This is a genomic window from Pseudomonas sp. SWRI154 (genome assembly GCF_014268645.1).
Lineage (GTDB): Bacteria > Pseudomonadota > Gammaproteobacteria > Pseudomonadales > Pseudomonadaceae > Aquipseudomonas > Aquipseudomonas marvdashtae.
This window is the reverse complement of record NZ_JABWQW010000028.1, coordinates 47,982-73,125: the sequence shown is the minus strand read 5'-3', so window position 1 is coordinate 73,125 and position 25,144 is coordinate 47,982. Positions and strand designations below refer to the sequence as shown.

Annotated in this window: 28 protein-coding genes; 18 read left to right on the top strand and 10 right to left on the bottom strand. The window is 61.7% G+C overall.

The features are described from left to right. Positions 1–29 precede the first annotated feature (29 nt). The 7 genes from HU806_RS21405 (at position 30) to HU806_RS21375 (ending at position 7,266) form a co-directional block, all read left to right on the top strand. Entirely contained in the window at positions 30–395 is a 366-nt protein-coding gene (locus tag HU806_RS21405) for a 5-carboxymethyl-2-hydroxymuconate Delta-isomerase (RefSeq protein WP_186614127.1), read from the top strand. 372 nt (positions 396–767) lie between these two features. Next, positions 768–2,150: a glutamine synthetase family protein gene (locus HU806_RS21400; protein ID WP_186614125.1), complete on the top strand. Its 1,383-nt coding sequence runs from the start codon at positions 768–770 to the stop codon at positions 2,148–2,150. Between the two features lie 158 nt (positions 2,151–2,308). Then, positions 2,309–3,958, top strand: a complete 1,650-nt coding sequence (locus tag HU806_RS21395; protein WP_186614123.1) for a phosphoethanolamine transferase — start codon at positions 2,309–2,311, stop codon at positions 3,956–3,958. A 68-nt stretch (positions 3,959–4,026) separates the two neighbouring features. Continuing rightward, on the top strand, positions 4,027–4,668 hold the full coding sequence (locus HU806_RS21390; RefSeq protein WP_186614121.1) for a class I SAM-dependent methyltransferase: 642 nt from the start codon (positions 4,027–4,029) through the stop codon (positions 4,666–4,668). A 121-nt stretch (positions 4,669–4,789) separates the two neighbouring features. Then, complete coding sequence (gene rnd, locus HU806_RS21385; protein WP_186614119.1) at positions 4,790–5,923, top strand: ribonuclease D; 1,134 nt, start codon at positions 4,790–4,792, stop codon at positions 5,921–5,923. Then, positions 5,920–6,213, top strand: a complete 294-nt coding sequence (locus tag HU806_RS21380; protein WP_186614117.1) for a YcgL domain-containing protein — start codon at positions 5,920–5,922, stop codon at positions 6,211–6,213. Before rnd ends, HU806_RS21380 begins: the two co-directional genes overlap by 4 nt. 120 nt (positions 6,214–6,333) lie before the next feature. Beyond that, a complete protein-coding gene (locus HU806_RS21375; protein WP_186614115.1) occupies positions 6,334–7,266 on the top strand; it encodes a D-2-hydroxyacid dehydrogenase in 933 nt (310 codons plus the stop codon). A gap of 78 nt (positions 7,267–7,344) precedes the next feature. Here HU806_RS21375 and HU806_RS21370 read toward each other — a convergent pair whose 3' ends face one another. Continuing rightward, the gene (locus HU806_RS21370; RefSeq protein WP_186614113.1) at positions 7,345–7,938 is read right to left on the bottom strand and encodes a nitroreductase family protein; all 594 of its coding nucleotides are present in this window, start codon (positions 7,936–7,938) and stop codon (positions 7,345–7,347) included. Between the two features lie 159 nt (positions 7,939–8,097). Here HU806_RS21370 and HU806_RS21365 point away from each other — a divergent pair, with 159 nt between their 5' ends. After that, on the top strand, positions 8,098–8,547 hold the full coding sequence (locus HU806_RS21365) for a YcgN family cysteine cluster protein (RefSeq protein ID WP_033054039.1): 450 nt from the start codon (positions 8,098–8,100) through the stop codon (positions 8,545–8,547). A 31-nt stretch (positions 8,548–8,578) separates the two neighbouring features. Beyond that, entirely contained in the window at positions 8,579–9,808 is a 1,230-nt protein-coding gene (locus tag HU806_RS21360; RefSeq protein WP_186614111.1) for a hypothetical protein, read from the top strand. Positions 9,809–9,836: 28 nt separating this feature from the next. Here the strand turns inward: HU806_RS21360 and HU806_RS21355 are convergent, their stop codons facing one another. From HU806_RS21355 to HU806_RS21340, 4 genes are all read right to left on the bottom strand, one after another. Continuing rightward, on the bottom strand, positions 9,837–10,214 hold the full coding sequence (locus HU806_RS21355; RefSeq protein ID WP_186614109.1) for a YgaP family membrane protein: 378 nt from the start codon (positions 10,212–10,214) through the stop codon (positions 9,837–9,839). A gap of 76 nt (positions 10,215–10,290) precedes the next feature. Continuing rightward, the gene (locus HU806_RS21350) at positions 10,291–10,761 is read right to left on the bottom strand and encodes an RNA methyltransferase (RefSeq protein ID WP_030141187.1); all 471 of its coding nucleotides are present in this window, start codon (positions 10,759–10,761) and stop codon (positions 10,291–10,293) included. A 110-nt stretch (positions 10,762–10,871) separates the two neighbouring features. Beyond that, positions 10,872–11,246 (bottom strand): YajD family HNH nuclease, encoded by a 375-nt coding sequence (locus HU806_RS21345; RefSeq protein ID WP_186614107.1) that lies wholly within the window; start codon positions 11,244–11,246, stop codon positions 10,872–10,874. A gap of 48 nt (positions 11,247–11,294) precedes the next feature. Continuing rightward, complete coding sequence (locus HU806_RS21340; protein WP_186614105.1) at positions 11,295–11,981, bottom strand: spermidine synthase; 687 nt, start codon at positions 11,979–11,981, stop codon at positions 11,295–11,297. A gap of 75 nt (positions 11,982–12,056) precedes the next feature. Here HU806_RS21340 and HU806_RS21335 point away from each other — a divergent pair, with 75 nt between their 5' ends. Continuing rightward, the gene (locus HU806_RS21335; RefSeq protein WP_186614103.1) at positions 12,057–12,344 is read left to right on the top strand and encodes a hypothetical protein; all 288 of its coding nucleotides are present in this window, start codon (positions 12,057–12,059) and stop codon (positions 12,342–12,344) included. Here the strand turns inward: HU806_RS21335 and HU806_RS21330 are convergent. After that, the gene (locus HU806_RS21330; protein WP_186614101.1) at positions 12,341–12,814 is read right to left on the bottom strand and encodes a cyclic nucleotide-binding domain-containing protein; all 474 of its coding nucleotides are present in this window, start codon (positions 12,812–12,814) and stop codon (positions 12,341–12,343) included. The genes HU806_RS21335 and HU806_RS21330 overlap by 4 nt on opposite strands. 106 nt (positions 12,815–12,920) lie before the next feature. After that, entirely contained in the window at positions 12,921–14,975 is a 2,055-nt protein-coding gene (locus HU806_RS21325) for a S9 family peptidase (protein ID WP_186614099.1), read from the bottom strand. Between the two features lie 160 nt (positions 14,976–15,135). Between HU806_RS21325 and HU806_RS21320 the strand changes: the two genes are divergently transcribed. The 7 genes from HU806_RS21320 (at position 15,136) to HU806_RS21290 (ending at position 21,040) form a co-directional block, all read left to right on the top strand. Further along, entirely contained in the window at positions 15,136–15,630 is a 495-nt protein-coding gene (locus HU806_RS21320) for an MFS transporter (RefSeq protein ID WP_186614097.1), read from the top strand. A gap of 31 nt (positions 15,631–15,661) precedes the next feature. After that, on the top strand, positions 15,662–16,438 hold the full coding sequence (locus HU806_RS21315) for a class II glutamine amidotransferase (RefSeq protein WP_186614095.1): 777 nt from the start codon (positions 15,662–15,664) through the stop codon (positions 16,436–16,438). 12 nt (positions 16,439–16,450) lie between these two features. Then, entirely contained in the window at positions 16,451–16,993 is a 543-nt protein-coding gene (locus tag HU806_RS21310; RefSeq protein WP_186614093.1) for a DUF2937 family protein, read from the top strand. A gap of 326 nt (positions 16,994–17,319) precedes the next feature. Beyond that, a complete protein-coding gene (locus tag HU806_RS21305; protein WP_186614091.1) occupies positions 17,320–18,606 on the top strand; it encodes an MFS transporter in 1,287 nt (428 codons plus the stop codon). A gap of 63 nt (positions 18,607–18,669) precedes the next feature. Continuing rightward, on the top strand, positions 18,670–19,422 hold the full coding sequence (locus HU806_RS21300; RefSeq protein ID WP_186614089.1) for a 5-oxoprolinase subunit PxpA: 753 nt from the start codon (positions 18,670–18,672) through the stop codon (positions 19,420–19,422). Next, a complete protein-coding gene (gene pxpB / locus HU806_RS21295; protein WP_186614087.1) occupies positions 19,419–20,123 on the top strand; it encodes a 5-oxoprolinase subunit PxpB in 705 nt (234 codons plus the stop codon). Before HU806_RS21300 ends, pxpB begins: the two co-directional genes overlap by 4 nt. Then, entirely contained in the window at positions 20,120–21,040 is a 921-nt protein-coding gene (locus tag HU806_RS21290; protein ID WP_186614085.1) for a 5-oxoprolinase subunit C family protein, read from the top strand. The genes pxpB and HU806_RS21290 overlap by 4 nt, the downstream gene beginning before the upstream one ends. 51 nt (positions 21,041–21,091) lie before the next feature. Here HU806_RS21290 and HU806_RS21285 read toward each other — a convergent pair whose 3' ends face one another. Together HU806_RS21285 and HU806_RS21280 are read right to left on the bottom strand one after the other, a co-directional pair. Then, positions 21,092–22,270 carry a vWA domain-containing protein gene (locus HU806_RS21285; RefSeq protein WP_003198888.1) on the bottom strand — a complete coding sequence of 393 codons (1,179 nt, stop codon included), beginning with the start codon at positions 22,268–22,270 and terminating at the stop codon, positions 21,092–21,094. A 34-nt stretch (positions 22,271–22,304) separates the two neighbouring features. Beyond that, on the bottom strand, positions 22,305–23,150 hold the full coding sequence (locus HU806_RS21280) for an AAA family ATPase (RefSeq protein WP_025212404.1): 846 nt from the start codon (positions 23,148–23,150) through the stop codon (positions 22,305–22,307). A 402-nt stretch (positions 23,151–23,552) separates the two neighbouring features. Here HU806_RS21280 and HU806_RS21275 point away from each other — a divergent pair, with 402 nt between their 5' ends. Continuing rightward, a complete protein-coding gene (locus HU806_RS21275) occupies positions 23,553–24,053 on the top strand; it encodes a DUF2442 domain-containing protein (RefSeq protein WP_186614083.1) in 501 nt (166 codons plus the stop codon). Here HU806_RS21275 and HU806_RS21270 read toward each other — a convergent pair. Continuing rightward, a complete protein-coding gene (locus HU806_RS21270; RefSeq protein ID WP_186614081.1) occupies positions 24,050–25,126 on the bottom strand; it encodes a DUF748 domain-containing protein in 1,077 nt (358 codons plus the stop codon). The two genes, HU806_RS21275 and HU806_RS21270, sit on opposite strands and share 4 nt — an antisense overlap. Between the last annotated feature and the right edge of the window lie 18 nt (positions 25,127–25,144).

The following is a 25,144-nucleotide window of genomic DNA, read 5'->3' as shown; positions in this document are numbered from 1 at the left end:
GATCATATTTTCGAATTGGAGTCGAACACATGCCTCACCTGCACATGGAGTACACCGCCAACCTGACTGAGCTGAACGCCGACGTCGCGCTGTTGCGCCTGAATAACGCGCTGGTGGCGTCCGGGCAGTTCGCCGCAGAGTTCGACATCAAGAGCCGGGCCATGAAAATCGACACGTTTCGAGTGGGGACAGGCATCGGTGAGCGCGGCTTCGTGCATGTGAAGCTGGCTTTGCTGAGCGGCCGTTCGGCGGAAATCAAGAAGCAGCTGGCCGACAGTCTATTGGCCGTGATTCAAGACCTGGGCCCATGGCCCAAAACGATCAGCGTGCAGTTGTGCGTGGAGCTTCTTGATATCGACCGTGGCCCTTATGCCAAGGCTGCCATCGGCGTTTGACGCCGGGCTGATGGTGGCGATTGTTTAGCCTGCGCCGATCCATAATCCGTCAAATTGCGGTTTAACAGACGATGGCGTCGTGGGACGCTCTCGGCGAATGTTTTCCTGTGATATCTCTATGGACGGTCGGCCCGCCGCATGTGCATACCCGCCATTCGCCACTAAAGGCCCGACCCGCGAAGTCGCGTCCGCCGTGGCCCCGTCGGCCTGCGCGCTGCCCTGCGAGCTGGCCTTCTGGGCGCTTTGGCATTGCCGCCATGCACGTCCCCCAGATCCTCGTATTGCCTGTTGATGGTTGAACAGTGCTCGTCGATGCGAGCACCGACTGACGGCGCCTCGTCGCCCGTCTGACATGAAAATACGAGCGATCCCATGAGTCTTGCCGATCTTTCTTTTGCATCCGTGCAACAAGCCCAGGTGTTCCTGGCCGAAAACCCGGATATCGAGCTGTTCGAACTGTTTATTGTCGACAACAACGGCGTCCCTCGCGGCAAGTGGTTGCATCGGGACGAGTTGCTGGCGGTCTATCAAACCGGCCGGCCGTTGCCCAGTACCATCCTGGGGCTGACCCTCAAGGGCGAGGATGTGGAAAATTCCGGGCTGGTCTGGGACGTCGGCGACATCGATTGCCGGGCTTATCCCATCAGCGGCAGCTTGCAGCGCATGCCGTGGCGCTTGATCCCCACTGCCGCCGTGCAAGTCGGCATGCACCCGCAAGAGGGCATGCCCGCGGCCATCGCCGATCCGCGTTATCTGCTCAGCCGGGTGATCGGTGCCTTGCAGGCAGACGGTTATTACCCGGTGATGGCGGCCGAGCTGGAGTTTTATCTGCTGGATGCGCAACGCGACAGCGAGGGCCGACCGCAACCGGCGCTGGACGCCGATGGAGGCAGGCCGCGCGCTACCCAGGTCTACGGTTTGCGTGAATTGGAGCAGATCGAGCCGTTCCTGGCGGATCTTTATAGCGCCTGCAAGCTCCAGGGCATCCCGGCCCGGACGGCCATTTCCGAATACGCACCCGGCCAGGTGGAGATCACGCTCGAACACCGCACCGATGCCCTGCAAGCCATGGATGAAGCGGTGCGCTACAAGCGGTTGGTCAAGGGCGTGGCGCATCGACACGGCATGACGGCGTGTTTCATGGCCAAGCCGTTCGATCACTTGGCGGGTTCGGGGATGCATATCCATGTCAGCCTCGCCGACCGGGAGGGCAACAACCTGTTCGCCAGCGATGCCCCGGACGGCACGCCGTTGTTGCGCCACGCCGTGGGCGGGATGCTCGAGACGCTGTTGGATTCGTTATTGATGTTCTGCCCGAACGCCAATTCCTACCGCCGGTTCCAAAGCAACAGCTATGCGCCGCTGGCCGCGACCTGGGGCGTGGACAATCGCACCGTGAGCCTGAGGGTGCCGGGTGGTCCGGCATTCTCCCGACACATCGAGCACCGCATCTGCGGCGCCGATGCCAACCCGTACCTGGCAGCGGCGGCGATATTGGCCGGCATACACCGTGGCATTCGCCAGCAACGTGATCCCGGCGCACCTGTAGAAGGCAACGGCTACGCCCAGGCGACCGAGTTATTGCCCACCGACTGGCTCACCACCTTGCGCGCCCTCGAGGATTCGACCTGGGCTCGGGAGGCTTTGGGCGATGAGTTCCTGGGCGTCTACCTGGCGGTGAAGCGCGCCGAGTACCGTCAGTTCATGGGCGAAGTGGGCGAACAGGATTGGCGCTGGTACCTGAACCAGGCTTGAAAGGCTGTTTGAAGTGGCCACTTAAATAATTATTTAATAGCAACTTTTTCACGAAAAATTGATGGCGGGCTATCTAATATTTGTGTTGCCGTAGGAAATGAATTTTTCACATTTACTGCGTCAGCCTAATAAAGAACGCTCAGGAAGTCCCCGCCATCATGTTAACTATTAAAGCCGTGCGCCCCGAGTGGGTGACGCTGATCGCCAGTGCGTTTCTATTAATGGGCTTTAATCGGGTGCTCTGGCAACACCTGCTCACGATCACCGCATCGGACGGTCACGGAGTTTTGCTGTGCCTGGCCTTTGGCGTGATGGTGTTCTGCGCGTTCAACCTGGTGCTGACGCTGCTGGCGTTCCGTGCGCTGCTCAAGCCTGTGTTGACGCTGCTGTTCGTGATCAGTGCCGGCGTGGCGTATTTCATGGCCCAGTATGGGGTCTTGATCGACGCCGGCATGTTGCGCAACTTTGCCGAAACCAATGCCACGGAAGTGCGTGACTTATTGTCAATAAAGTTGTTTGGCTATCTCTTTTTATTGGGCGTGCTGCCGGCCTTGCTGTTGTTCAAGACCCCCATCAACTATCGTCGCTGGCCCAAGGAGTTGTTAAGTAAGTTGATTGTCGCGGTGGCCTCGGCGGCAGTGCTCGGAGGGGTTGCATTGATCAATTACCAGGGCCTGTCTTCGTTGTTTCGCAACCATCACGAGTTGCACTTGATGGTCGTGCCAAGCAACTACATTGGCGCGTCGATCGGCTACTTGCGCGAGCAGGTCGCGTCGGCCAAGCAACCGTTCATTGCCCTGGGCGAGGATGCGAGCCGCAATCCCACCTGGCAGACCCATGGGCGAAAATCCCTTACCGTGCTGGTCGTGGGGGAGAGTGCCCGGGCCGAAAACTTCGGCATCTTGGGTTACAACCGCGATACCACGCCGAAACTGGACAAGGAGGCGGGGCTGATCGCTTTCACCAATGTGCATTCCTGCGGCACCGAAACCGCCGTGTCGGTGCCCTGCATGTTTTCCAACATGGGGCGCAAGGACTACGACGCCAGCAAGGCGAGGAACGAAGAAGGCCTGCTGGACGTGCTCAAGCGCGCCGGGCTGGAGGTGATCTGGCGGGACAATCAGTCCGGCTGCAAAGGCACCTGCGACCGGGTCACGGTGCAGGATGTGAGCAATCTCAAGGACCCGACCCTGTGCGCCAACAGTGAGTGCCGCGACGAGATTCTGCTCCAGGGCCTGCAGCATTTCATCGACACCCTCGACAAGGACACGGTGCTGGTATTGCACCAGATGGGCAGCCATGGGCCGGAGTACTTCAAGCGTTATCCCAAGGAGTACGAGCATTTCACTCCGGTGTGCGAAAGCAACGCGCTGAACAATTGCAGTCGCGAAAGCATCGTCAACGGTTACGACAACACGTTGGTGTACACCGATCACGTGCTGTCGACGCTGATCGATCTGCTGCGCGCCAATCAGGACAAAGTCGACACCGCGATGCTGTACCTGTCGGACCATGGCGAGTCCTTGGGCGAATACAACCTGTTCCTTCATGGCACGCCGTACATGCTGGCCCCAGAGCAACAGAAGCACGTGGCGATGCTGGCCTGGTTTTCCGACAGCTACCAAAAGTCCTTCGCCGTCGATACCCATTGCCTGCAGCTGAGTCGGGACAAGCCCCTGAGCCAGGACAACCTGTTCCATTCGATGCTTGGGCTGCTGGAGGTCAACAGCAAAGTCTACAACCAGGATCTCGACTTGTTCGCCAGCTGTCGCGGTGCGGTGATTGAAGGTGTGCTGGCCCGGGAATAAGGCCTACACCTTTTTTTCACGCAGCGTTGTTTAACCTGCTCTTCAATCTTTCTTCATGAGCTGTGAGCATGCCCCGGCAATCCCCACCCACTGTCGAGCTTGAGTTCGCCAGGCAGCATGACCAGGAGCATGCGCAAATTTGCCATCAGCCGGCGCCTCGCCGCTTGCGCCTGGCGTTCTGGCGTGACGAGCAGTTGGTGCGCAACGCCTTGAAAGTGGCGGGTGAGCCTGGGCTGGTGCTGGACGTGGCGTGTGGGGCGGGGCGGTTCTGGCCGGTGTTGGGCGAGCATGCCAACCGGGTGATCCTGGCGGCGGACCCGTCGCCAGACAGGCTTGAGCACGCCCGCAGCCATCATGAAGGCGCATTGCTCGAACGGGTCACGACCTTCCCGAGTTCGGCGTTTACCCTCGGCCTGTCAGCCAATGCGGTCGACTGCATTTTTTGTTTGCAGCTGTTTCTGCACATCAAGGCCAGCGAGCATCGCCTGGCCTTGCTGCACGAATTTCATCGGGTCAGTCGCGATACGGTGATCGTCTCGGTCCAGATCGAAGGGCCTCTCAAGCTCGGCAAGCCGCCCCCGCGAAGCCTGGCCGATAAGGGCGACGTCGAAGCGCAGTTCATCGAGGCCGGATTCACCGTGCTGTGGCACCAGGATTTCCTGCCGGGTTTTGCCTTGAAGCGAGTTTACGTACTACGCAAGGCCGGTTAACTCTGGATGTAGGACTATTCTTGCGTTTGCGCAGGCGATTTCTCTCAAGCTCTTGCTCCGTAGATGCTCGCAACCGCCGACGGCGATATATACTGCGCGCCATTCTTCAAGGGAGAGCCGTGTGGCCATCGATATTCACTGGATTCGCGACAACGATAGCCTCGGTCAGTTTTGCGCCGAATGGCAGGCGTTGCCATTCGTCGCCCTCGACACCGAATTCATGCGGGTCGACACTTTTTATCCGATTGCCGGCTTGCTTCAGATCGGCGACGGCAAGCGCGCCTACCTGATCGATCCCTTGACCATCAATGACTGGAAACCCTTGGCCGCGCTGCTGGAGAACCGGGCGGTGCTCAAGGTGTTACATGCCTGCAGCGAAGACTTGGAAGTTTTGCTGCGCCTGACCGGCAGCCTGCCCGCGCCGTTGTTCGATACCCAACTGGCTGCCGCCTACTTGAACCTTGGTTTTTCCATGGGCTACTCGCGGTTGGTGCAGGAAGTACTGGGCATCGAACTGCCCAAGGGCGAGACCCGTTCCGACTGGTTGCAACGCCCCTTGTCCGAGACGCAAATCAGCTACGCCGCGGAAGATGCGGTGCATCTGGCGGAAGTTTTCGTACAGCTGCGCCCGAAACTTTCCGACGACAAGTACGCCTGGGTGCTAGAGGACGGCGCCGAACTGGTGGCCAACCTGCGTCGCGAAATTGACCCGTATGAGGTGTACCGCGAGGCCAAGCTGGCCTGGAAGCTGTCCCGTGCGCAACTGGCCGTGCTGCGCGAGCTGTGTGCCTGGCGCGAGCGCGAAGCGCGGGCCCGGGACCTGCCGCGCAATCGCATCATCCGTGAGCATTCACTGTGGCCCCTGGCCCGCACGCAGCCGGATAATCTCGGCGCGCTGGCGAAGATCGAAGACATGCACCCGCGTACCGTGCGCCAGGACGGCGAATTGTTGCTGGACCTGATCAAACGTGCGGCCAGCGTGCCCCCCGAGCAATGGCCAACCGCCGTGCCCGAGCCACTGCCCATCGAGGCGTCGGCGCTGCTCAAGCGCCTCAAGGCGCTGGGGCAGGCCGAAGCCGAGCGCCTGGGCATAGCGCCGGAGCTGATGCTGCGCAAGAAAACCCTCGAAGCCCTGATAAAAAGCGGCTTTCCCGAGGGGCCTTACCAATTGCCCGATTCGCTGCGTGGCTGGCGCCGCGAGTTGATGGGCCAGGCCCTGCTCGACAGCCTGGCCACCGCCGGAGAACAGCCTTGAAACGTATCTGCTCCATCTATCGAAGCTCGAAGAAAAACGAGATGTACCTGTATGTGCTCAAGAGCGATGCCTTGAAGCGTGTGCCGGAGCCATTGATGGCGGCATTCGGCAAGGCGATCCATGCCTTTGACCTGGTGCTGAGTCCCGAGCGGGAGCTGTCTCGGGAGGACATCAACAAGGTGCTGGAAAACCTCGACACCCAGGGTTATCACTTGCAAATGCCTCCGGCCGAAGACGAGTACATCGAGCATCTGCCGGAAGAGTTGCTGCGACGCAACGACCCGATCTGACACTACCCAGGCGCCGGTCTCGGCGTCTCTTGAAACATTGAAACGATTTGGCGATGGTCCGTAGGGACGGAGCGATACTCTGTCAGCGGCCGTCTGCACTGTTTTTGAAAGGTTAGATTCATGCGCGTTCTGATTGCCGAACACGACCACGCGGTGTATGCCCAGCTCCTGCGCCAAGCTGCACCTGATATCGAAGTACTGACCAGCGGCGATTCCGCCGAGTTGTCGCGGCTGGCCGCGGACTGCCCGGTCTGGCTCGGCCAGCCTGACCTGTTGGCGACGCTGTTGCGACAAGGCCACCAACCCCGTTGGTTGCAATCGACCTGGGCAGGCATCACGCCGCTGCTGGCCGAGGGTTTGACACGCGATTACCGACTGACCCGTGCCGTCGGTATTTTCGGCCAGGTAATGGCTGAGTACGTGCTGACCTACATGCTCGGCCATGAGCGCGAAGTGCTTGCGCGGTTGGTCAGCCAGGTGGAGCGCAAGTGGGACAACCGCCAAGGGCAAAGCCTGGCGGGACGCAAGGTGTTGATCGTCGGGACCGGTGATATCGGTCAGTGCGTGGCGCAGTTCCTGATGCCGTTTGGCGTGCAGTTGTACGGCATCGCCAGCGAAGCCAGGGAGCTGGCGCCGTTTGTCGAAGTTGGCGCGCTGGAAGATTTGCCACGCCTGGTGGGTGAGGTGGATTACGTGATCAACCTGCTGCCCAACACCCCGAACACCCACGACATCTATGATGCGGAGCTGTTCAAGCGCTTCAAACCCACCGGGCTGTTTATCAATGTCGGCCGTGGCGTGGCCGTGGTCGATGCAGACCTGGTGCAAGCCTTGAAGGAAGGGCACTTGGCCGGCGCGGTGATCGACGTCTGCCGCCAAGAGCCATTGCCGCAGCGTCATCCATTCTGGACCGCGTGGGGCCTGCTGCTGACCGGCCACAGCTCGGCTCCGACCTCGCCGCCGATGATGGTGCAACTGTTCCTGGAAAACCTGCGGGCGTATCGGGCCGGTGATGGGTTGCGTGGGGAAGTGGATTTCAACCGGGGCTACTGACCCGCTGACTTCACCTAAGACTTGTGGACCCATCGTGGCGAGGGAGCAAGCTCCCTCGCCACGGGTTCAGCGGGCTCCTTACAGGGTGAAGTCGCCTTCGGCTACCAGCTCGCTCAGCGGCCGGCGCGGGCTTGGGACTTCCCGGGGCTGGAGGTAGTCGGCCAGGGTGGATTTATCCCCCAGCTTGCCAATCGCCACGGCGGCGTGCAGGGCGTAGCCTTCCGGGATCTTCAATTCCTTGCGGGTCAGTTCCTGATCGAAACCGGCCATGCCGTGGGTGTGCCAGCCGCTGAGGCTGGCTTGTAGCGCCAAGTGGCCCCAAGCCGCGCCTGTGTCGAAGGTGTGGCACTGGGCCGGGGTTTCCTCAGCGGCGCCGGGCACCGCGAAGGTGGTTTTCGAGGCGATGATCACCAGCGCCGAGGCGTGTTGCGCCCAGCCGCGGTTGAACTCATTGAGCAAGCCGAGGAAACGCTCCCAATTCGGCGTATCGCGGCGGGCATACAGGAAACGCCACGGCTGCGAATTGTAGGCCGAAGGGGCCCAGCGCGCGGCTTCGAAGAAACTCAGCAAGGTTTCTTCGGCGATGGTCTCGCCGGTGAACGCGCGAGGCGACCAGCGTTCGACGAATTGGGGATGTATAGCGTATTCAGCGATGCGGGGGTTGGCGCTCATGAGCTTACCTCGGCTAGGTTCGGGAACGTGATGACGCAACCTACGTCCCGGCGCCCGGCCTGACAAGCCCCTGTTACCGGCAGTCGCCAATGCTTGGCCTCGGGAGGTCCCGGCACTAGACTGTCGGCCTTTTCACCACGTGATGTTGATGCTCGAGCCATGGCCGCCAAAGTCGAACCGTTCTGGATACGCAAAACCCTCGATCAGCTCGATCCCCAGGAATGGGAATCGCTGTGCGACGGCTGTGGCCTGTGCTGCCTGCAAAAGCTCGAGGATGAAGACGACAACAGCGTCTACTACACGCGCATCGCCTGCAAACTGTTGGACTTGAAGACGTGCCAGTGCACCGATTATCCCAATCGCCGCGACTTTGTCCCGGACTGCATCCAGCTCACGCCGGGCAAGGCCGATGAGTTCAAATGGCTGCCGCCGACCTGTGGCTATCGACTGGTCAGCGAGGGCAAGGACTTGCCACTGTGGCACCATCTGGTCTGCGGCGATCGGGACGCCGTGCACCACGAACGCATTTCCCAGTCGGGGCGGATGCTGGCCGAAGGCAGCGTGGCTGAAGACGATTGGGAAGATCACCTGATTTTCCGCGCAGGCTGAATCCAACGACATCGCACCAAAGGGAGCGCCCATGGCGGCAGGATTGAAATGGATGCTGGCGGCTGCACTGCTGCCGTTGTGCGGGTCGCTGTGGGCGGCGCAGAAAGTCGACCTTGATTATCACGTTCACCTGTTGCCGCAGAGCGATCAGGTCGAGGTGCGCCTGACCCTCGCACGGGGCTCGGCGGTGCGCAGCCTGGATTTCGATCTCGGCGACGAAGACCGCTACAGCGATTTCAAGGCGGACGGCCAATGGCAGCTCACCTCCGGCCACGGCTCGCGAGGCGTTTGGCGTCCAGCCGCCGACAAGGCGAGCCTGACCTACCGCGTGCGCATCAGCGAATCGCGCAAGAACGGTTCTTTCGAGACCCGCATGACCCCGGGATGGGCCCTGCTGCGCGGCGACGACCTGGTGCCGCCGGCCAAGTTGGACCAGCAGGACGGCATCGAGTTGGTGTCGCGCCTGGAATTCGAACTGCCCGGCGGCTGGAAGAGCATCGAGACGTCCTGGCCGCGTATCGGCAAGCAACGCTTTCGCATCGATAACCCATCGCGCTTGTTCGACCGGCCCACGGGCTGGATGCTCGCCGGCAAGCTCGGCAGCCGCCGCACGCGCCTGGGTGAGACCGAGGTCACCGTCGCTTCGCCCCAAGGCCAGGGCATGCGACGGATGGACGTGCTGACGCTGCTGACCTTCGTCTGGCCGCAAGTGCAGGCAGCGCTGCCGCGTCATCCTGCCAAGCTGCTGATCGTCGGTGCGAGCGACCCGATGTGGCGTGGTGCCCAGGCCGGTCGTGATTCGGTTTACCTGCACAGCCGTTCACCGCTGGTCAGCGAACGGGGCAGCAGCCCGCTATTACGGGAATTGGTCCAGGTGCTGGCGCGCATCAACGACCACGATCGTAGCGACTGGATCGGCGAAGGGTTGAACGAGTATTACGCCATCGAACTGCTGCGCCGCGCTGGCGGTATGAGCGATGAGCGTTATCAGGCCTTGAATGATCGCCTGGTCCGGGACAGCAAGGGCGTCACGACCTTGCGCGGCGAACAGGTGAGCCCTGCAATGGTGGCCAAGGCGGTGCTGTTGTTGCAGGAGCTGGACCGCGAAATCCGCCTGAAGACGCGCAACAAGCGTTCGCTCGACGACGTGCTACAGGGCGCGATGCGGTTGGAAACGGTGGATACCGAGGAGTTTGTCCAGCTCAGCGAGAGCATTCTTGGCGAACGTTCCACCGCGCTGGACACTCGGTTACTTCAGTAATTTCGCTTCATCGGTCGCACAGCCGAGATCAGAGCCCAGCCTTCGGCGAAACCAGCGAATCATTTCCGGTAACGGTGGCTGTGTCGGTCGCGGCCGTTGCATTGGCTTTCATGCGCGACAACTCATCGCCCGCCTGTTCGATCCTGGCGCGGGCCTCGTGCAGATGCTGACGATTCCTTTCCAGCATACTCTTGGCCGAGCAGTGTCCGGTGATGCCGCGGGCCAGGGCCATGCCGCCGATTGCCAGTTGAGCCAGGCCGAACACTCCGCCGCGACGCAGGCCCTTGCCCATCATCAGCACCCCACCGGCCAGTGAACCAATGCGCTCCCAGCCATGTACGTTCTGCGGGGTACGGGATTGAAAAGGGGTGGTCTCAACCGGCCCGAACGGATTGTTATCGCTCATGATCTGTCTCCAGTGTGGGGATTTGTATAAAGCTGACTGCCAGAGCGAATCCGTCGTTCCATCAATTTCGCGCCGATCAGCGGAATTGCGGACCCGAGCGCGTGTTGTTGCCTTTGGCCATGCGGTCGTACAACACGACATTGACCGTGGCCGCCAGGTTCATGCAGCCGTTGGTGGGAATGTAGATCACGTCTTCGCACCAGTCGCGGATGTCTTTGTCCAGCGAGCCGTCTTCCGGACCGAAGATATACAAGGCGCGGTCCGGGTGCGTGTATTCGGGCAGCGGCCGGGCGCCTTCCACCAGCTCGACGGCCACCGGTACGCAGCCAAGGGGCAGGATCTTCTTCAGGTCGTCGATGCCGATCAGCGGGATGTCGTAGTGGACTTTCTTGGTGTCGGTGACGAAGTCGGCGGCGCGTTCATAACGCTTGCCGGTGTAGAACACCGACGCCACGCCGTAGCAACCGGCGGCGCGCATCACCGAACCGACGTTTTCGGGTGACTTGGGGTTGAACAGACCGATGCAGCTGTAGCGTTTGTTGGCCACGGACGGGGTGCCTTTGAGAAAAGGCGCGATTATACGGGGAATGCCGTTTACTTACGAAAAACGATACATCCATGGCGAGGGAGCAGGCTCCCTTGCCATTCGATGGCCTGCTACTCGTCTTTTTTCATCAGCCCGGCCAGTGCGGCGAAGGGGTTATGGGTCGCCTTGGCGATCTTCGGCGTGCTCAGGGAGCCGTCGCCAAAGTATTGCTGGTCGGTATAACGCGAGTGCTCGTTGTCGTGGCAGTACAAGCACAGCAGTTCCCAGTTGGAACCGTCCTGCGGGTTGTTGTCGTGGTTGTGGTCGCGGTGGTGAACGGTCAGTTCGCTCAGGCGCTTGCCGGAAAACTCACGGGCGCAGCGGCCGCAGACGTGGGGGTACATTTTCAGGGCTTTGTCGCGGTAGCCCATTTCCCGGTCGCGCTGGGCGTCGGCAAGGATGCGGTCCAGCTTGGCGGTGTTGGACGGTGGGGGGGACGAACTCATGGGTTCACCTCTGTGGAAAAGACTGATGACGGTTGGACAGAGTTTAGCTCAGCCCTTGAGCTTCTCGGCAATCCAGATGGTGTGGCGGGTGCCTTTGTTGCCGTGGGCGAAGACTTGCACCTCTTCAGCCTTGAAGCCGGCCTTCTTCAGCTTGTCGGAAAACTGCCGGTCAGCACTGGCCGACCACACGGCCAGCACGCCCTTGGGCCGCAGGGCTTTGGCGCAGGCGGCCAGGCCACCGGCCGAGTACAGCCAGCTGTTGGCTTTCTGGGTCAGGCCTTCGGGGCCGTTGTCGACGTCCAGCATGATTGCGTCGAAGCCCTGGGGCTCGGCTTGCAGCACTTTGGCGACGTCTTCCATGCGGATCACCGTGCGCGGGTCCGACAGCGGCCGTCCGGCCTTTTCGCCCAAGGGGCCGCGATTCCACTCCACCACGCCGGGAACCAGTTCGGCCACCACCACTTCGGAATTCTTGCCCAAATGCTTGAGGGCCGAGGCGAGGGTGAAGCCCATGCCGAGCCCCCCGATCAGCACGCGCGAGCCAGGACGGCCGGCGACCTTGCGGCAAGGAATCTCGGCCAGGGCATCTTCGGAACCGTGCATGCGCGTATTCATCAGCTGCCCGCCGTCACCGCCCTGGATCTTGATGACGAAGTCTTCGCCATACTCGAACAGGCACAGGGCACCGCCGTTGTCGGGGATTGGGGTGGTGTCGAGCAGAACGAAACGTTTCATGGAAATCTCATGGGAAGGGGCAGACTTGCCCGGTAGGGACTAGCCTCAAAGCAGACAATAGCCATGGAGCCATTGATGAAGTGCAGCATTCTAACGGCCATTGCCGTGGCGGCGCTCTCGATAAGTTATGCACAGGCCCAGCAACCGACGATTCCGGTATCGCCGCCGAGCATTCCCGGTTCGCCCGGCACCGCCACGCCCATGCCGTACCCGCCGGTCGCGCCCAGTGGCGTACCCAAGGCCGGCCCCGGAAGTGGCGGCCCGCCCTTGTTGCCGCCGATCGAAATGCCCAGGCCGCCAAAGGACCAACCGATACCGGGCCTGGAGCCTAAGCCGCCGAAGGTCAAGTCGCCTGGAGGCTAGACCTGCTGCGAGAGCAATTGCCCGTCGGCCATGCGCAGGCGCTTGGACAGGGAGACGGCGAGGGCGCGGATGATCTTGGCAGCAATCTTCGGCGCGTCGTTGAGCATTTTTTCCAGGGAGTCCTTGCCCAGGTTCAGCAACTGGCAGTCAGTGGCTGCAATGCAACTGGCCGAACGCCGTTCGCCGTCGAGCACGGCCATCTCGCCGAACGCCCGGCCGCTGCGCAGTGTAGCGATGGTGACGGGTTGGCCGTCAGGGCCGGTTTTTTGTACGGCCACTTGGCCGGTGTGAAGGATGCACATGAAGCTGCCGGCATCGCCCTCGCGAAAAATCGCTTCGCCTTGGGCGATGGTGCTGACGCTGAAATAACCCGCCGCCGCGGCGAAGTCGACGGGCAGCAATTGGTCGAACAAGCCGCAGTCCATCAGCCAATCGCGAATCTGGTTGTTCAGTAAAGTCGGTTCTGACATGTCGTCACGGTCTTTTCTTGTGTTTACAGGGTCAGCCTTGCCTGGGAGAGAACAGATGGGATGCCTGGGCCAATGGAGCTAAGACCCGGCCATCCCACAGAGTTCCTCAGGCCCGTCCCAAAACCTTCAGGACAAATGCATATTCGAGCGCTACGTCACGCAATCCCTGATAACGACCGCTCATTCCACCGTGGCCGGCGCCCAATTCGGTCTTGAGCAGCAGCGGGTTGTCATTGGTCTTGGTGGCCCGAAGTTTGGCCACCCATTTCGCCGCTTCCCAATATTGCACGCGGCTGTCGTTGTAGCCGGCGATCACCAGCATCGCCGGATACGCCTGGGCGCGAACGTTTTCATAGGGGGCGTAGGCCCTGATCCGATCATAGACCTGCGGCTCTTCGGGATTGCCCCACTCGTCGTATTCCGTGACGGTCAACGGCAGCTCGGGGTCGAGCATGGTGTTGAGCACATCGACGAAGGGCACTTCGGCAATTGCGACCTTGAACAGCTCGGGGCGCTGATTGAGCACCGCGCCGATCAACAGGCCACCGGCGCTACCACCGCTGATTGCCAACTGATCGGCCGTGGTGAAGCCCTCGGCGATCAGGTGTTCGGCGCAGGCGATGAAGTCGCTGAAGGTGTTGTGTTTGTGCTCTTGCTTGCCGGCGCGGTACCAGGCTTCTCCCAGCTCGCCGCCGCCGCGTACATGGGCGATCGCAAACGCCACGCCACGGTCCAGCAGGCTCAGCCGCGCGTGGGAAAACCACGGGTCGAGGCTCTCGCCATAGGCGCCGTAGCCATACAGATACAGCGGCACCGGCTGGCCGAGGGCTTCACGCTTGACCACCAGGCTGATGGGCACCTGCGTGCCGTCCGGTGCGGTCGCCCAGAGCCGCTGGCTAACGTAGGCATCGGCGTCAAACGGACCCAGCACCGGGGTTTGCTTGAGCACGACTTGTGCGCCGCTGGCCAGGTCTAGCTGACGGATTTGCGCCGGACGGTTCAGGGCCTCGTAGCGCAGGCGAATCCGCTCGCTGACGAATTCCAGGCTGTTCTGTACATGCAGGCTGTAGGCCGCGTCCGGCAACTGCACCCGATATGCCGGCAAGCCATGTGGATGAACTTCGATGATCGGCAGGCCGCCTTCGCGCAGGCTCAACGTCATTGCGCTGGCGTTCAGGCTCAGGCCATCGATCATCACTGTGTCGCTGTGGGGGATCAGGTTCTGCCAGTCGGCCTCGGTCGGCGCTTCGCCCGTATCGGCGGCCTGGTACAGCGCGTAATTGATGCCGTCGCGGTTGCTGCGGATGAACCAGGTCCATTGACCGTCGAGTAAGCCGTGATCGACATCATATTCATGGTGCTCGACCCGTGGCGCCAGGCAGGTAAACGGCAGTTGCGGTTGCGTGGCGTCCAGCACCCAGATCTCGCTGGTGGTCTTGCTGCCCAGGGACAAGATCAGCTGGCGCTGCGAACTCGAACGGTAGCAGTGCAGGAAGAAACGCCCGTCCGGCTCATGGAACACCTCTTCGGCGGCGGTGCCGTCCAGACGATAGCGCAGCAGCTTGTGCGGGCGGTGGGTGTCGTCCAGTTCGCCAAAGAACAGCGTCAGGCTGTCGTTGGCCCAGGTCATGCTGCCGTCGCAGTTTTCGAAGGAGAGTTCGCTGACCTTGTCGTTGGACAATTCCTTCACGAACAGGGTGTAGATCTCATCGCCCGTGGTATCCAGGCTGTAGGCCAGGCGCTGATGGTCGGGGCTGATGCTGAACGCACCCAGGGAAAAGAACCCACCGCCGGCCAGCGCATTCGGGTCCAGCAAGAGTTGTTCATGACTTTCATCGACGGTCAGGCTGTCGTCGGCCGGACGCGGGCAGCGATAATGGCGCGGGTATTCGTCACCGGCCGTGGTGCGGGTGTAATACAGATACGGGCCCCAGGGCGAGGGCAGGGACAGGTCGGTCTCGAGGATCCGTCCCTTGATTTCCTGGAACAGCGTTTCGCGCAATTCGGCCTGATCGGCGAGTCGGGTTTCCTGATAACGGTTTTCGGCCTTGAGGTATTCGAGCACGGCGTCGGTGTCGCGCTCCTGCAGCCAGGCATACGGGTCGACACCGGCGTCCTTGCGGGCAATCGGTGCGTCGGGAACGTGGGCGGATAGGGGCATGAAAAAAACTCTCGGGCTGGATACAAAAAGGGACAAGGGGCCGGTGACGTCAGTTCTGTTGCCGGACCGAAAAACTCACCACGCCAGCCAAGGGGCAGACGCCGGGGCAGCCTGACGAGCGAAAAGCCGTTACTATAAGCGCCTCTTTGCCTGCCTTGCCATGGACACCATGACCGAGAACGACTATCTGATTGCCTGGGGCCTCTACGCCTTCGCCGCCTTGGGCTGCCTGCTGGTATGGATGCGCATGACCCGCTTCATGTGGCGCTGGTTGCGCGAGCCGCTGCGGCTGTTGATGGCGGTGCTGCTGTTCAGCCCGACCATCGTCGACCCGGTGAAGGAAAAGGTTGCACCGGCGCTGGCAATTGTCGCCCTGGATGTGCTGTTCAAGGTTGGCAACAATGTCTGGCGCGCAGCGTCGGACCTGCTCATGTACGGCATGATCGCCTTCGGCCTCTACCTGATTGTCGTGCTGATCCGCTTCCCTATCGAACGTGCTTCAAATGCCCGCAAGGAGCGAGCGGCCGCCGCGAAAGCCGCCGAGGCAGCCGAGCCTGACGACGAACCGCCGTTCGGCGTCGCCGGCGATGACCGCTACGGTCGCCCGCCCGTGCCGAGCAACCCTCAGCGTTCGCGTATCGAACCGCGCCTGTAGCCAGGCCTCCCATTCCTTTGAGGGTTCGAGCATGTGTGAATTATTGGGCATGAGTGCCAATGTGCCGACCGACATCGTGTTCAGTTTCACCGGGTTGATGCAACGCGGGGGCAAGACCGGACCGCATCGCGATGGCTGGGGAATCGCCTTCTATGAAGGCCGCGGCTTGCGCCTGTTCCAGGACCCGGCCGCGAGCAGCGAGTCGGAAGTGGCAAATCTGGTGCAGCGCTATCCGATCAAGAGCGAAGTGGTGATCGGGCACATCCGCCAGGCCAACGTCGGCAAGGTCTGCCTGTCCAACACCCACCCGTTCGTGCGCGAGTTGTGGGGGCGCAACTGGTGTTTCGCCCACAACGGCCAGCTCGCCGATTTCCAGCCGGGCGTGAGCTTCTACCGCCCCGTGGGCGATACCGACAGCGAAGCGGCATTCTGTGATTTGCTCAACCGGGTGCGCCAAGCCTTTCCGGAACCGGTGGACGTGGAGCAGTTATTGCCATCGTTGATCGAAGCCTGCAGCGAATATCGCAGCAAAGGCGTGTTCAATTGCCTGCTCAGCGACGGTGACTGGCTGTTCTGCTATTGCTCGACCAAACTGGCGCAGATCACCCGGCGGGCGCCGTTCGGCCCGGCGCGGCTCAAGGATGTCGACGTGATTGTCGACTTCCAGGCCGAAACCACGCCCAACGACGTGGTCACGGTGATTGCCACCGAACCCCTGACTGAAAACGAAACCTGGACCCGCTACGAACCGGGCCAATGGAGCCTGTGGCGACGCGGCGAATGCGTCAGCCACGGCCGGACCGAATAAGGACGTCACGCTATGTTGCTCAGTTATCTACGGTTGGTGTTGTTCGCGGTGGGCCTGCTGGTCGGGGTCCAGGTGCCAGGCTTTGTCAGCGACTATGCCAAGCGGGTCGAGGCCCACCTGATCGAGGCGCAGACTGGCCTGCAAGGGTTCCAGGGCACCGCGAATCAGTTTTTCAAGGGCGACATGCAAGCCCTGGTAGCGCATTACCGCGCCAGCGAAGACCCGATCTTTCGCAGCGATGCCGACAGCCTGAACACTTTGCTCGTGCGCCAGCAGGCCTTGGACAAGCAGTTCCAGGCAATGCAAGGCCCGTGGTACATCCGCTTGCTGCAGGTGGCCCTGGCTGCCGATCCGGACATCCGCAAGGAAACCTGGAATGGCTACAGCTACCAGATCCTGCTGACCCCCGAGGCGATGATCTGGGGCATCAGCGGCGCGATGTTGCTGTCGTTCGGCCTGGAATGCCTGTTCCGCCTGATCGACTGGGTCGTGCTGGGCGGCAAGCGCCTGCGCCAGAGCCGGCCAATCGAAGAGCGCGACCTGCGCGGGCTCTGACAGCGCTTTTCGTGGCGAGGGAGCTTGCTCCCGCTGGGCCGGGCTGGCGCTCCAGCGCGCAGCGGCCCCGAAACCAGACGCTGCGCAGTGTCAGGTTGATGATGCCCGGCCGTTTTGGGTCTGCTTTGCAGACCAGCGGGAGCAAGCTCCCTCGCCACAGAAACGGTCCGCCTTTCCTGGCGATGCTCCGCCCAATCAAATTTTTCTTATGACCCGGCCAAGGTTTTATTCGTTGGACGGGATCGGCTGCGCGCTCAAGAATCGGGGCAACGGTCTCCACGCCAGCGTCGTCGAGACTCACAACAATAAAACCGTGGAGAACCACCATGAGTGCACCCGACACGCTCGGCGTCCCCCAGCCGCAGGCCCGTTCCGGCCCGTTCGACTGGTACCGCAACATCAACCAGCAGGAACGGCGCACGTTCTGGAGCTGCAAGATCGGTTATGCCCTGGACGGCATGGACACGCAAATGCTCAGTTTCGTGGTGCCGACGCTGATCGCCATGTGGGGCATCACCACCGGTGAAGCGGGGCTGATCCACACCAGCACGCTGATCGCTTCGGCCATCGGCGGTTGGGTCGCGGGCATTCTCTCGGACCGCATCGGCCGGGTGCGCACCTTGCAGCTGACGGTGTTGTGGTTCGCCTTCTTTACCTTCCTCTGCGGCTTCGCCCAGAACTACGAACAGCTGTTGATCGCCCGCACATTGATGGGCTTCGGCTTTGGTGGCGAGTGGACCGCCGGCGCGGTGTTGATGGGCGAGGTGATCCGCGCCAAGGACCGTGGCAAGGCGGTGGGCATGGTGCAATCGGGCTGGGCACTGGGCTGGGGCATGACGGCAATTCTATATGCGCTGTTGTTCTCGGTCTTGCCGCCGGAAGACGCTTGGCGCGCGTTGTTCATCCTCGGCATCGTGCCGGCAGTGTTTGTGATTTTCGTCCGCCGGTTGGTCAAGGATCCGGAAATCTACAACCAGACCAAGGCCCGGCTGACGCCCGAGAACCCGGCGAAGTTCTACGAGATTTTTGCCCCCGGCATTCTGTTCACGACGATTCGAGCCTCGCTGCTGACCACTGGCGCGCTGGGTGGCTACTACGCCATCACCTCCTGGCTGCCGACTTTCCTGAAAAACGAGCGCGGCTTGAGCGTCCTGAGTACCGGTGGCTACCTGGCGATGGTGATCGTCGGCTCTTACGTGGGTTACGTCATTAGCGCTTATTTGTCCGACATCCTCGGACGCAAGAAAAATTTCGTCCTGTTTGCCGTCGGTTCCTTCACCATCGTGCTGCTGTACACCCAGGTGCCGGTAAGCAACAACGTGATGCTGTGGCTGGGCTTCCCCTTGGGTTTCTTTGCTTCGGGCATGTTCAGCGGCATGGGGTCGTTCCTCACCGAACTGTTCCCCACGCGCATTCGCGGATCGGGACAGGGCTTCTGCTACAACATTGGCCGGGCGGTGGCCGCACTGTTCCCCCTGCTGATCGGTATTCTCAGCCAAAAGGTGCCGTTGAGCGTCGGTATCGGTGCGTTCGCGGCGGTGTCCTACGGAGTGGTGATCCTCGCGGCCCTGAGCCTGCCGGAAACCCAAGGCAAGCAGTTGGAAGCCGAGTAACTGATAACCTGTGGGGCCAAATGCCCCATAGCTAAAAAGAAAGAGCCTACAGGAGCGTTCACCGTGAACCGCCTGCTATTGAATTGCGACATCGGCGAAAGCTTCGGCAACTGGACCCTGGGTCTGGACGCCGAGGTGATGCCCTTTATCGATTGTGCCAACATCGCCTGCGGCTTCCATGCTGGCGACCCGAGCATCATGCGCAAGACTGTCAGCCTGGCCCTGAGCCATGGCGTACGGATCGGCGCGCACCCGGCCTATCAGGATCTGGCGGGCTTCGGCCGACGTTCCATGGCCTATGGCGCCCAGGAATTGCAGGACCTGCTGCACTATCAGATCGGCGCCCTCGACGGTATCTGCCGCGCCCAAGGCGGTCGGGTCAGCTACGTCAAACCCCACGGCGCGATGTACAACGACATGATGGCCAACCCGGCGCAACTGCGCGCGGTAATCCAGGCAGTCGCCGCTTATGATCGGCAATTGCCGCTGATGCTGATGGCGACTCGGGACAACGGCGCCGCCCAGGCCCTGGGCGATGAATACGGCCTGACCTTGTGGTTCGAGGCTTTCGCCGACCGAGCCTATGACAGTGCCGGTCACCTGGTTTCCAGGCAATTGCCTGGGGCGGTGCATCACGATTCCGAGATCATCATCGGGCAGGCCCTGACCATCGCCCGCGGCGATGCGCTAACGGCCAGCGATGGCAGCCCCTTGAATCTGCACGCCAACACCTTGTGCGTGCATGGCGACAACGCCAGTTCCGTAGCCGCCGTGCAGCGTATCCGCCAGGCCCTGGATGGGCAGAGCGCGCCATGAAGCCGCGCTTGGAAGTGGTGGCGGTGGACTGCCTGATGGTTCGCCTGTTCGACGAGATCGCCGAGACCAACATGCCGTGGATGCTCGCCGCCAGCGAGCGTTTGCGTGAGGTTTTTGCCGGCGATTTGATCGACCTTGTGCCGTCCTATACCACGCTGATGGTGCATTACGATTTGCTGGCCCTGACGCCGACCCAGGCTCGCGAGCTGATCGGCGAAGCGCTGAACAATCTTTCGCCGGACGCCGGCTCCGTCGGTCAATGCCATGTGTTGCCGGTGTGGTACGACCTTAGCGTCGGGCCTGAGCTGGTCCTGCTATCGAGCCGCAGCGGGTTGACGGTGGAGCAAGTGATCCGTCGCCACACCGAGCGTGAGTACCAAGTGTTTGCCCTGGGTTTCGCGCCGGGCTTCGCCTTCATGGGGCTGGTTGACGAAGAACTGGCCGCGCCGCGCCTCGATACACCGCGCAAACGCGTCGCGGCGGGCAGCGTCGGGATCGCCGAGCGCCAGACGGCGGCATATCCGGTGGTCTCGCCCGGCGGCTGGAACCTGATCGGTCGCACCCCGGCCAAACTGTTCGACCGTGAGCGCGACGGCTACAGCTTGATGCGACCCGGCGACACGGTGCGTTTTGCCGCCATCGATCACGCTGAATTCATCGCCCTGGGCGGCGACGATAGCCCGTTGGAGGCCCAGGCATGAGTCGTTTGTTGATCGAGGCCAGCACACCGCTGTGCCTGTTGCAGGACACCGGCCGTTTCGGCGTAAGGCATTTGGGCGTGACCCAGGGCGGCGCGGCGGATTGGCTGTCGATGAGCTGGGCCAATTGGATGCTGGGCAATGCGCAGGACGCGGCAGTGGTGGAAATCACCCTCGGCGGTTTTACCGTGGTGGCCGAGGAAGATTGCGTGCTTGCGCTGGCCGGGGCTGATCTGGGGGCGCGGGTGGATGGCCAGGCGGTGGCGTCGTGGCGGTTTTTTAGCCTGCGCCGAGGCCAGACCCTGGCGCTCACCCAGCCGGTGCTTGGCGCCCGGGCTTACCTGGCGGCGCCCGGCGGGTTCGACGCGCCCGCGGTGCTGGGCAGCCGGGCGACGGTGGTGCGCGAGGAATTCGGTGGCCTGGACGGGCGGGGGCGGGCGTTGAGTCGCGGCGAACACTTGAGTTATTCAGGCGCGGCGACGCCTCGGCCCATGCCGCACGCGTTGATTCCAGATTTTCAGCAAGCGCAGCCGCTGGACCTGATCCTCGGGGCGCAGAATGGTGCGTTCAGCGGACGCAGCCTGTTCGATGCGTTCAACACTGTGTGGACGCTGGACAGTCGCGCCGATCGCATGGGCATGCGCTTGCTGGGCACGGCGCTGGAATATCAGGGGCCGGCGATGATTTCCGAGGGCATTCCGCTCGGTGCCGTGCAGGTGCCGCCGGACGGCCAGCCGATCGTGCTGCTCAACGATCGGCAAACCATCGGCGGCTATCCGCGCCTGGGTGCCCTGACACCGCTGTCCCTGGCCCGGCTGGCGCAATGCCTGCCAGGGACGCCGGTGCGGTTGCGGCCAGTGGTGCAGGAGGTTGCGCATCGGCAGCAGGTTGAATGTCTTCAGGCGTTCTTGAGGGGCTGAAGGCTTCGCGATCCGACGGGATCGCGAAGAGTCATCACTGGCGCGAAGCGCTTATTTGGAGAGAAACCGCATCCCTTCTTCCAAGCCCCGTAACGTCAGCGGATACATCCGGTCCTCGACCAATTCACGGACTATGTTGGTCGAGGCGGTATAACCCCAGGTGTCCTTCGGGTACGGATTGATCCAGATGAGCTTTTTGTATTTCTCCATGAAGCGCTGCATCCACACATAACCGGCTTCTTCGTTCCAGTGCTCGACGCTGCCGCCGGCCTGGGTGATCTCGTAAGGGGCCATGGCGGCATCGCCGATGAAGATCACTTTGTAGTCGGCACCGTACTTGTGCAGCAGATCCTGGGTCGAGGTGCGTTCCGAGGTGCGGCGCAGGTTGTTCTTCCACACTGATTCGTAGACGAAGTTGTGGAAGTAGAAGTACTCCAAGTGCTTGAACTCGGTCTTGCAGGCCGAGAACAGTTCCTCGCAGATCTTCACGTGGGCATCCATCGAGCCGCCGATGTCGAACAGCAGCAAGAGCTTGACGGTGTTGCGTCGCTCGGGGCGCATCTGGATGTTCAGCAGGCCGGCGTCCCGGGCGGTATGGTCGATGGTGCCGTCGATGTCCAGCTCTTCGGCCGCACCCTGGCGAGCAAATTTGCGCAGGCGACGCAGGGCGATCTTGATGTTGCGGGTGCCCAGTTCGACCTGGTCGTCGAGGTTCTTGTATTCGCGTTGGTCCCAGACCTTCACGGCCTTGCCCTGGCGCTTGCCGGCGTCGCCAACACGGATGCCCTCGGGGTTGAAACCGCCGGAACCGAACGGGCTGGTGCCGCCGGTACCGATCCACTTGTTGCCGCCGGCGTGGCGCTCCTTCTGTTCCTCCAGGCGTTTCTTGAACTCTTCGATCAGCTTGTCCAGGCCACCGAGGGACTGGATCTGTGCCCGTTCTTCATCGGTCAGCGAGCGCTCGAACTCCTTGCGCAACCAGTCTTCGGGAATCAGCGCCTGGAGATGATCGTCGAGTTTTTCCAGGCCGTTGAAGTAGGCGGCAAACGCCCGGTCGAACTTGTCGAAATGCCGTTCGTCCTTCACCAGGATCGCTCGGGACAGGTAATAGAACTCATCCATGTCGGCAAAGATCACCCGCTGTTTCAGCGCGTTGATCAGGTCCAGCAACTCACGCACCGACACGGGCACCTTGGCGGCGCGCATCTCATTGAACAGGTTAAGCAGCATGGCAATCGCCCTCGCTCTTGTTAGACGAAGAGGGTCAGCGAGTGCCGCGACGGCTCATGAACGCCAGGCGCTCGAGCAATTGCACGTCCTGTTCGTTCTTGACCAGGGCGCCCGCCAGCGGCGGAATGGCCTTGGTCGGATCACGCTCGCGCAGCACCGCTTCGCCGATGTTGTCGGCCATCAGCAGCTTGAGCCAGTCCACCAGTTCGGAGGTGGAAGGTTTTTTCTTCAGGCCCGGCACCTTGCGCACGTCGAAAAACACGTCCAGCGCTTCGCTGACCAGGTCTTTCTTGATGTCTGGGTAATGCACATCGACGATCTTTTGCAGGGTAACGCGGTCGGGAAAGGCGATGTAGTGGAAGAAGCAGCGGCGCAGGAAGGCGTCCGGCAGTTCTTTTTCATTGTTGGAGGTAATGATGATGATCGGGCGCTGCTTGGCCTTGATGGTTTCGTCGGTCTCGTAGACGTAGAACTCCATCTTGTCGAGCTCTTGCAGCAGGTCGTTGGGGAACTCGATGTCGGCCTTGTCGATCTCGTCGATCAGCAGGATGACCCGTTCCTCGGACTCGAACGCTTCCCAGAGCTTGCCTTTCTTCAGGTAGTTGCGCACGTCATGGACTTTGTCCACGCCCAACTGCGAGTCCCGCAGGCGACTGACCGCATCGTACTCGTACAGGCCTTGGTGGGCCTTGGTGGTGGACTTGATGTGCCAGGTGATCAGGCGCGCGCCGAAGGACTCGGCCAGTTGTTCGGCCAGCATAGTCTTGCCGGTGCCCGGTTCGCCCTTGACCAGCAGCGGCCGCTCCAGGGTGATGGCGGCGTTCACGGCCAGTTTCAGGTCATCGGTGGCCACGTAGGCGCGGGTGCCTTCGAACTTCATCGGTATTTCCTCGAACGGTGTCGCCGGCCCGGCGAGGCGAGGCGCGCGAAATAGATAGCGTGCCCGACTATAACGCGAGCCCCCGCTGACTGTGAACGCAGACGCTGTATTCAGTCTCTGAATGGGGCGTCACATGTTGACTCAGTCTCGGCGTCTTGCCAGTATTGCATATCGCCAATTTGGCGATACATTTCCGAATTCATATTTTTCTAACGATCAGCCGCACTTGTGGCGAGGGAGCTTGCTCCCGCTCGAGTGCGCAGCGCTCGCAGGCTTTTAGGGCCGCTTCGCAGCCCAGCGGGAGCAAGCTCCCTCGCCACAAGTGCGCTACACGTAAGCCATGTGTTGGTCGTTGGAGTGGGTCAGGGCCCACCAGGCGCAACTGCTGGAGGATTGGCAGCGATGCTACCCATGAAACGACCGCGGCTATTGGCCGTGCAGCCTTTATTACCGTTCAGTCTCGAACTGACGTTCATCGACGGTCAACGACTGACGCTGGACCTGAGCGCCGATGTGCAACATTTTCCGGGCCTGCGACCTTTGCTGGAGGAGGGCGCGTTTGAAGGCGCGGTGCTGGGTGACGACGGCTGGAGCGTCGAGTGGCCGGCGCTGGATATCCAGATCGGCGCCGACACTTTGTACCTGGATGCGCTGGCGCAGAATGCCGAGGATGAAAACACCCGCATCTTCATCAGTTGGCGCGCCCGCACCGGCTTGCCGTTGAACCAGGCGGCCGAAGCGCTGGGGGTCAGCGCCCGCAGCATCAGTCGCTACAGCAGCGGCCGCGAGGCGGTGCCGCGTTCGCTGGCCCTGGCCTGCCTGGGCTGGGACTCGCTGCAACGCACCACAGCCGTGGCGGCGGCGGAGCAGAGCGGCCGCTACACCGTCACCCGCAAGCCTTAATCCTCGGAGGGCGGCGGTTGCTCGTAGCGGGCATTGAACGCCTGGACGAAACCGTTGCGCAAGATCTGCAGGAAGGCTTCGAACGCACCGATGTCCTGTTGGTGGACGTTGCCGCTGAGTTCCACGCGGGTGGCAAACTGGTTTTTGCGCTGGTTCTTGAGGGCGGTTTCACCCCCTCCGACCAACGCTTCCCAGACGGAGCGGAAGATGTTCTTTTTCTCGTTTTCCACGTCCTGCTGCCAGTCGAACACATCCACGTCGCGCAGCAGCGGCTTGATATAGCCGCTGAGCTTGGCGTTGTTGGCTTCGGCTTCGACCACCAGGTCGCCGTGGCCCGCGTTGAAGTCAAACTTGCCGTAGGCCGCGGCGAAGTCGTTCAGTCGTTTGAGTTCGATGTTCCTGGCCCGCAGGCGGAAATCGAAGTCCTCGAAGTCGCTCAGCGGGTCGAACGTGGCCTGGACTTCCAGTGGCGCATGTTCGGCCACCAGGGCCTTGCCCTCGAAGCGGGCGTCGCGCTTGCCTTCGGTGTCGACCACGTTGGTCAGGTTATGGAAGGTGGCATTCACGTTGGTGGCCCGCAGGTTGACCGGCGGCTTGGAGTTGAAGTTGCGGAAGGTCACCTTGCCATCGTTGATCCGCACCTCGTTGAGGGTGATGGGCATCAGCTTGCTCAACTGCTCGCGCCAGTCGGTGCCTTGGCCGGTCTGGGAGTTTTGTCGGTTGGCGCCACCGTCGACGAAGTTCACTTCGGGATGGGCGAACTCCACCTCGGCCACGACCGCGTGGTCATGCCAGAGTGAGTGCCAGCTCACGGACAAGTCGACCAGTGGCGCATCGACGAATGGCACCGGGACCTTGCCGTCAACCTTGACGATTCGCAGGCCGTTGATCCGATAGGCACCGCGCCAGAGGGCCAGGTCGACATCGGTCACTTGGCCACGGTAACTGCCCATGTCGGCCAATTTGTCGTTCAGGTAGTTGCGCACCAGGTAAGGCAAGGCGAAATGCAGGGCCACCAGTAGCGCAACGATGGCGACGAAGGCCCACAGTGGCCAGCTGTATCGACGCTTCATGTCAGTAGTCTCCGTTGT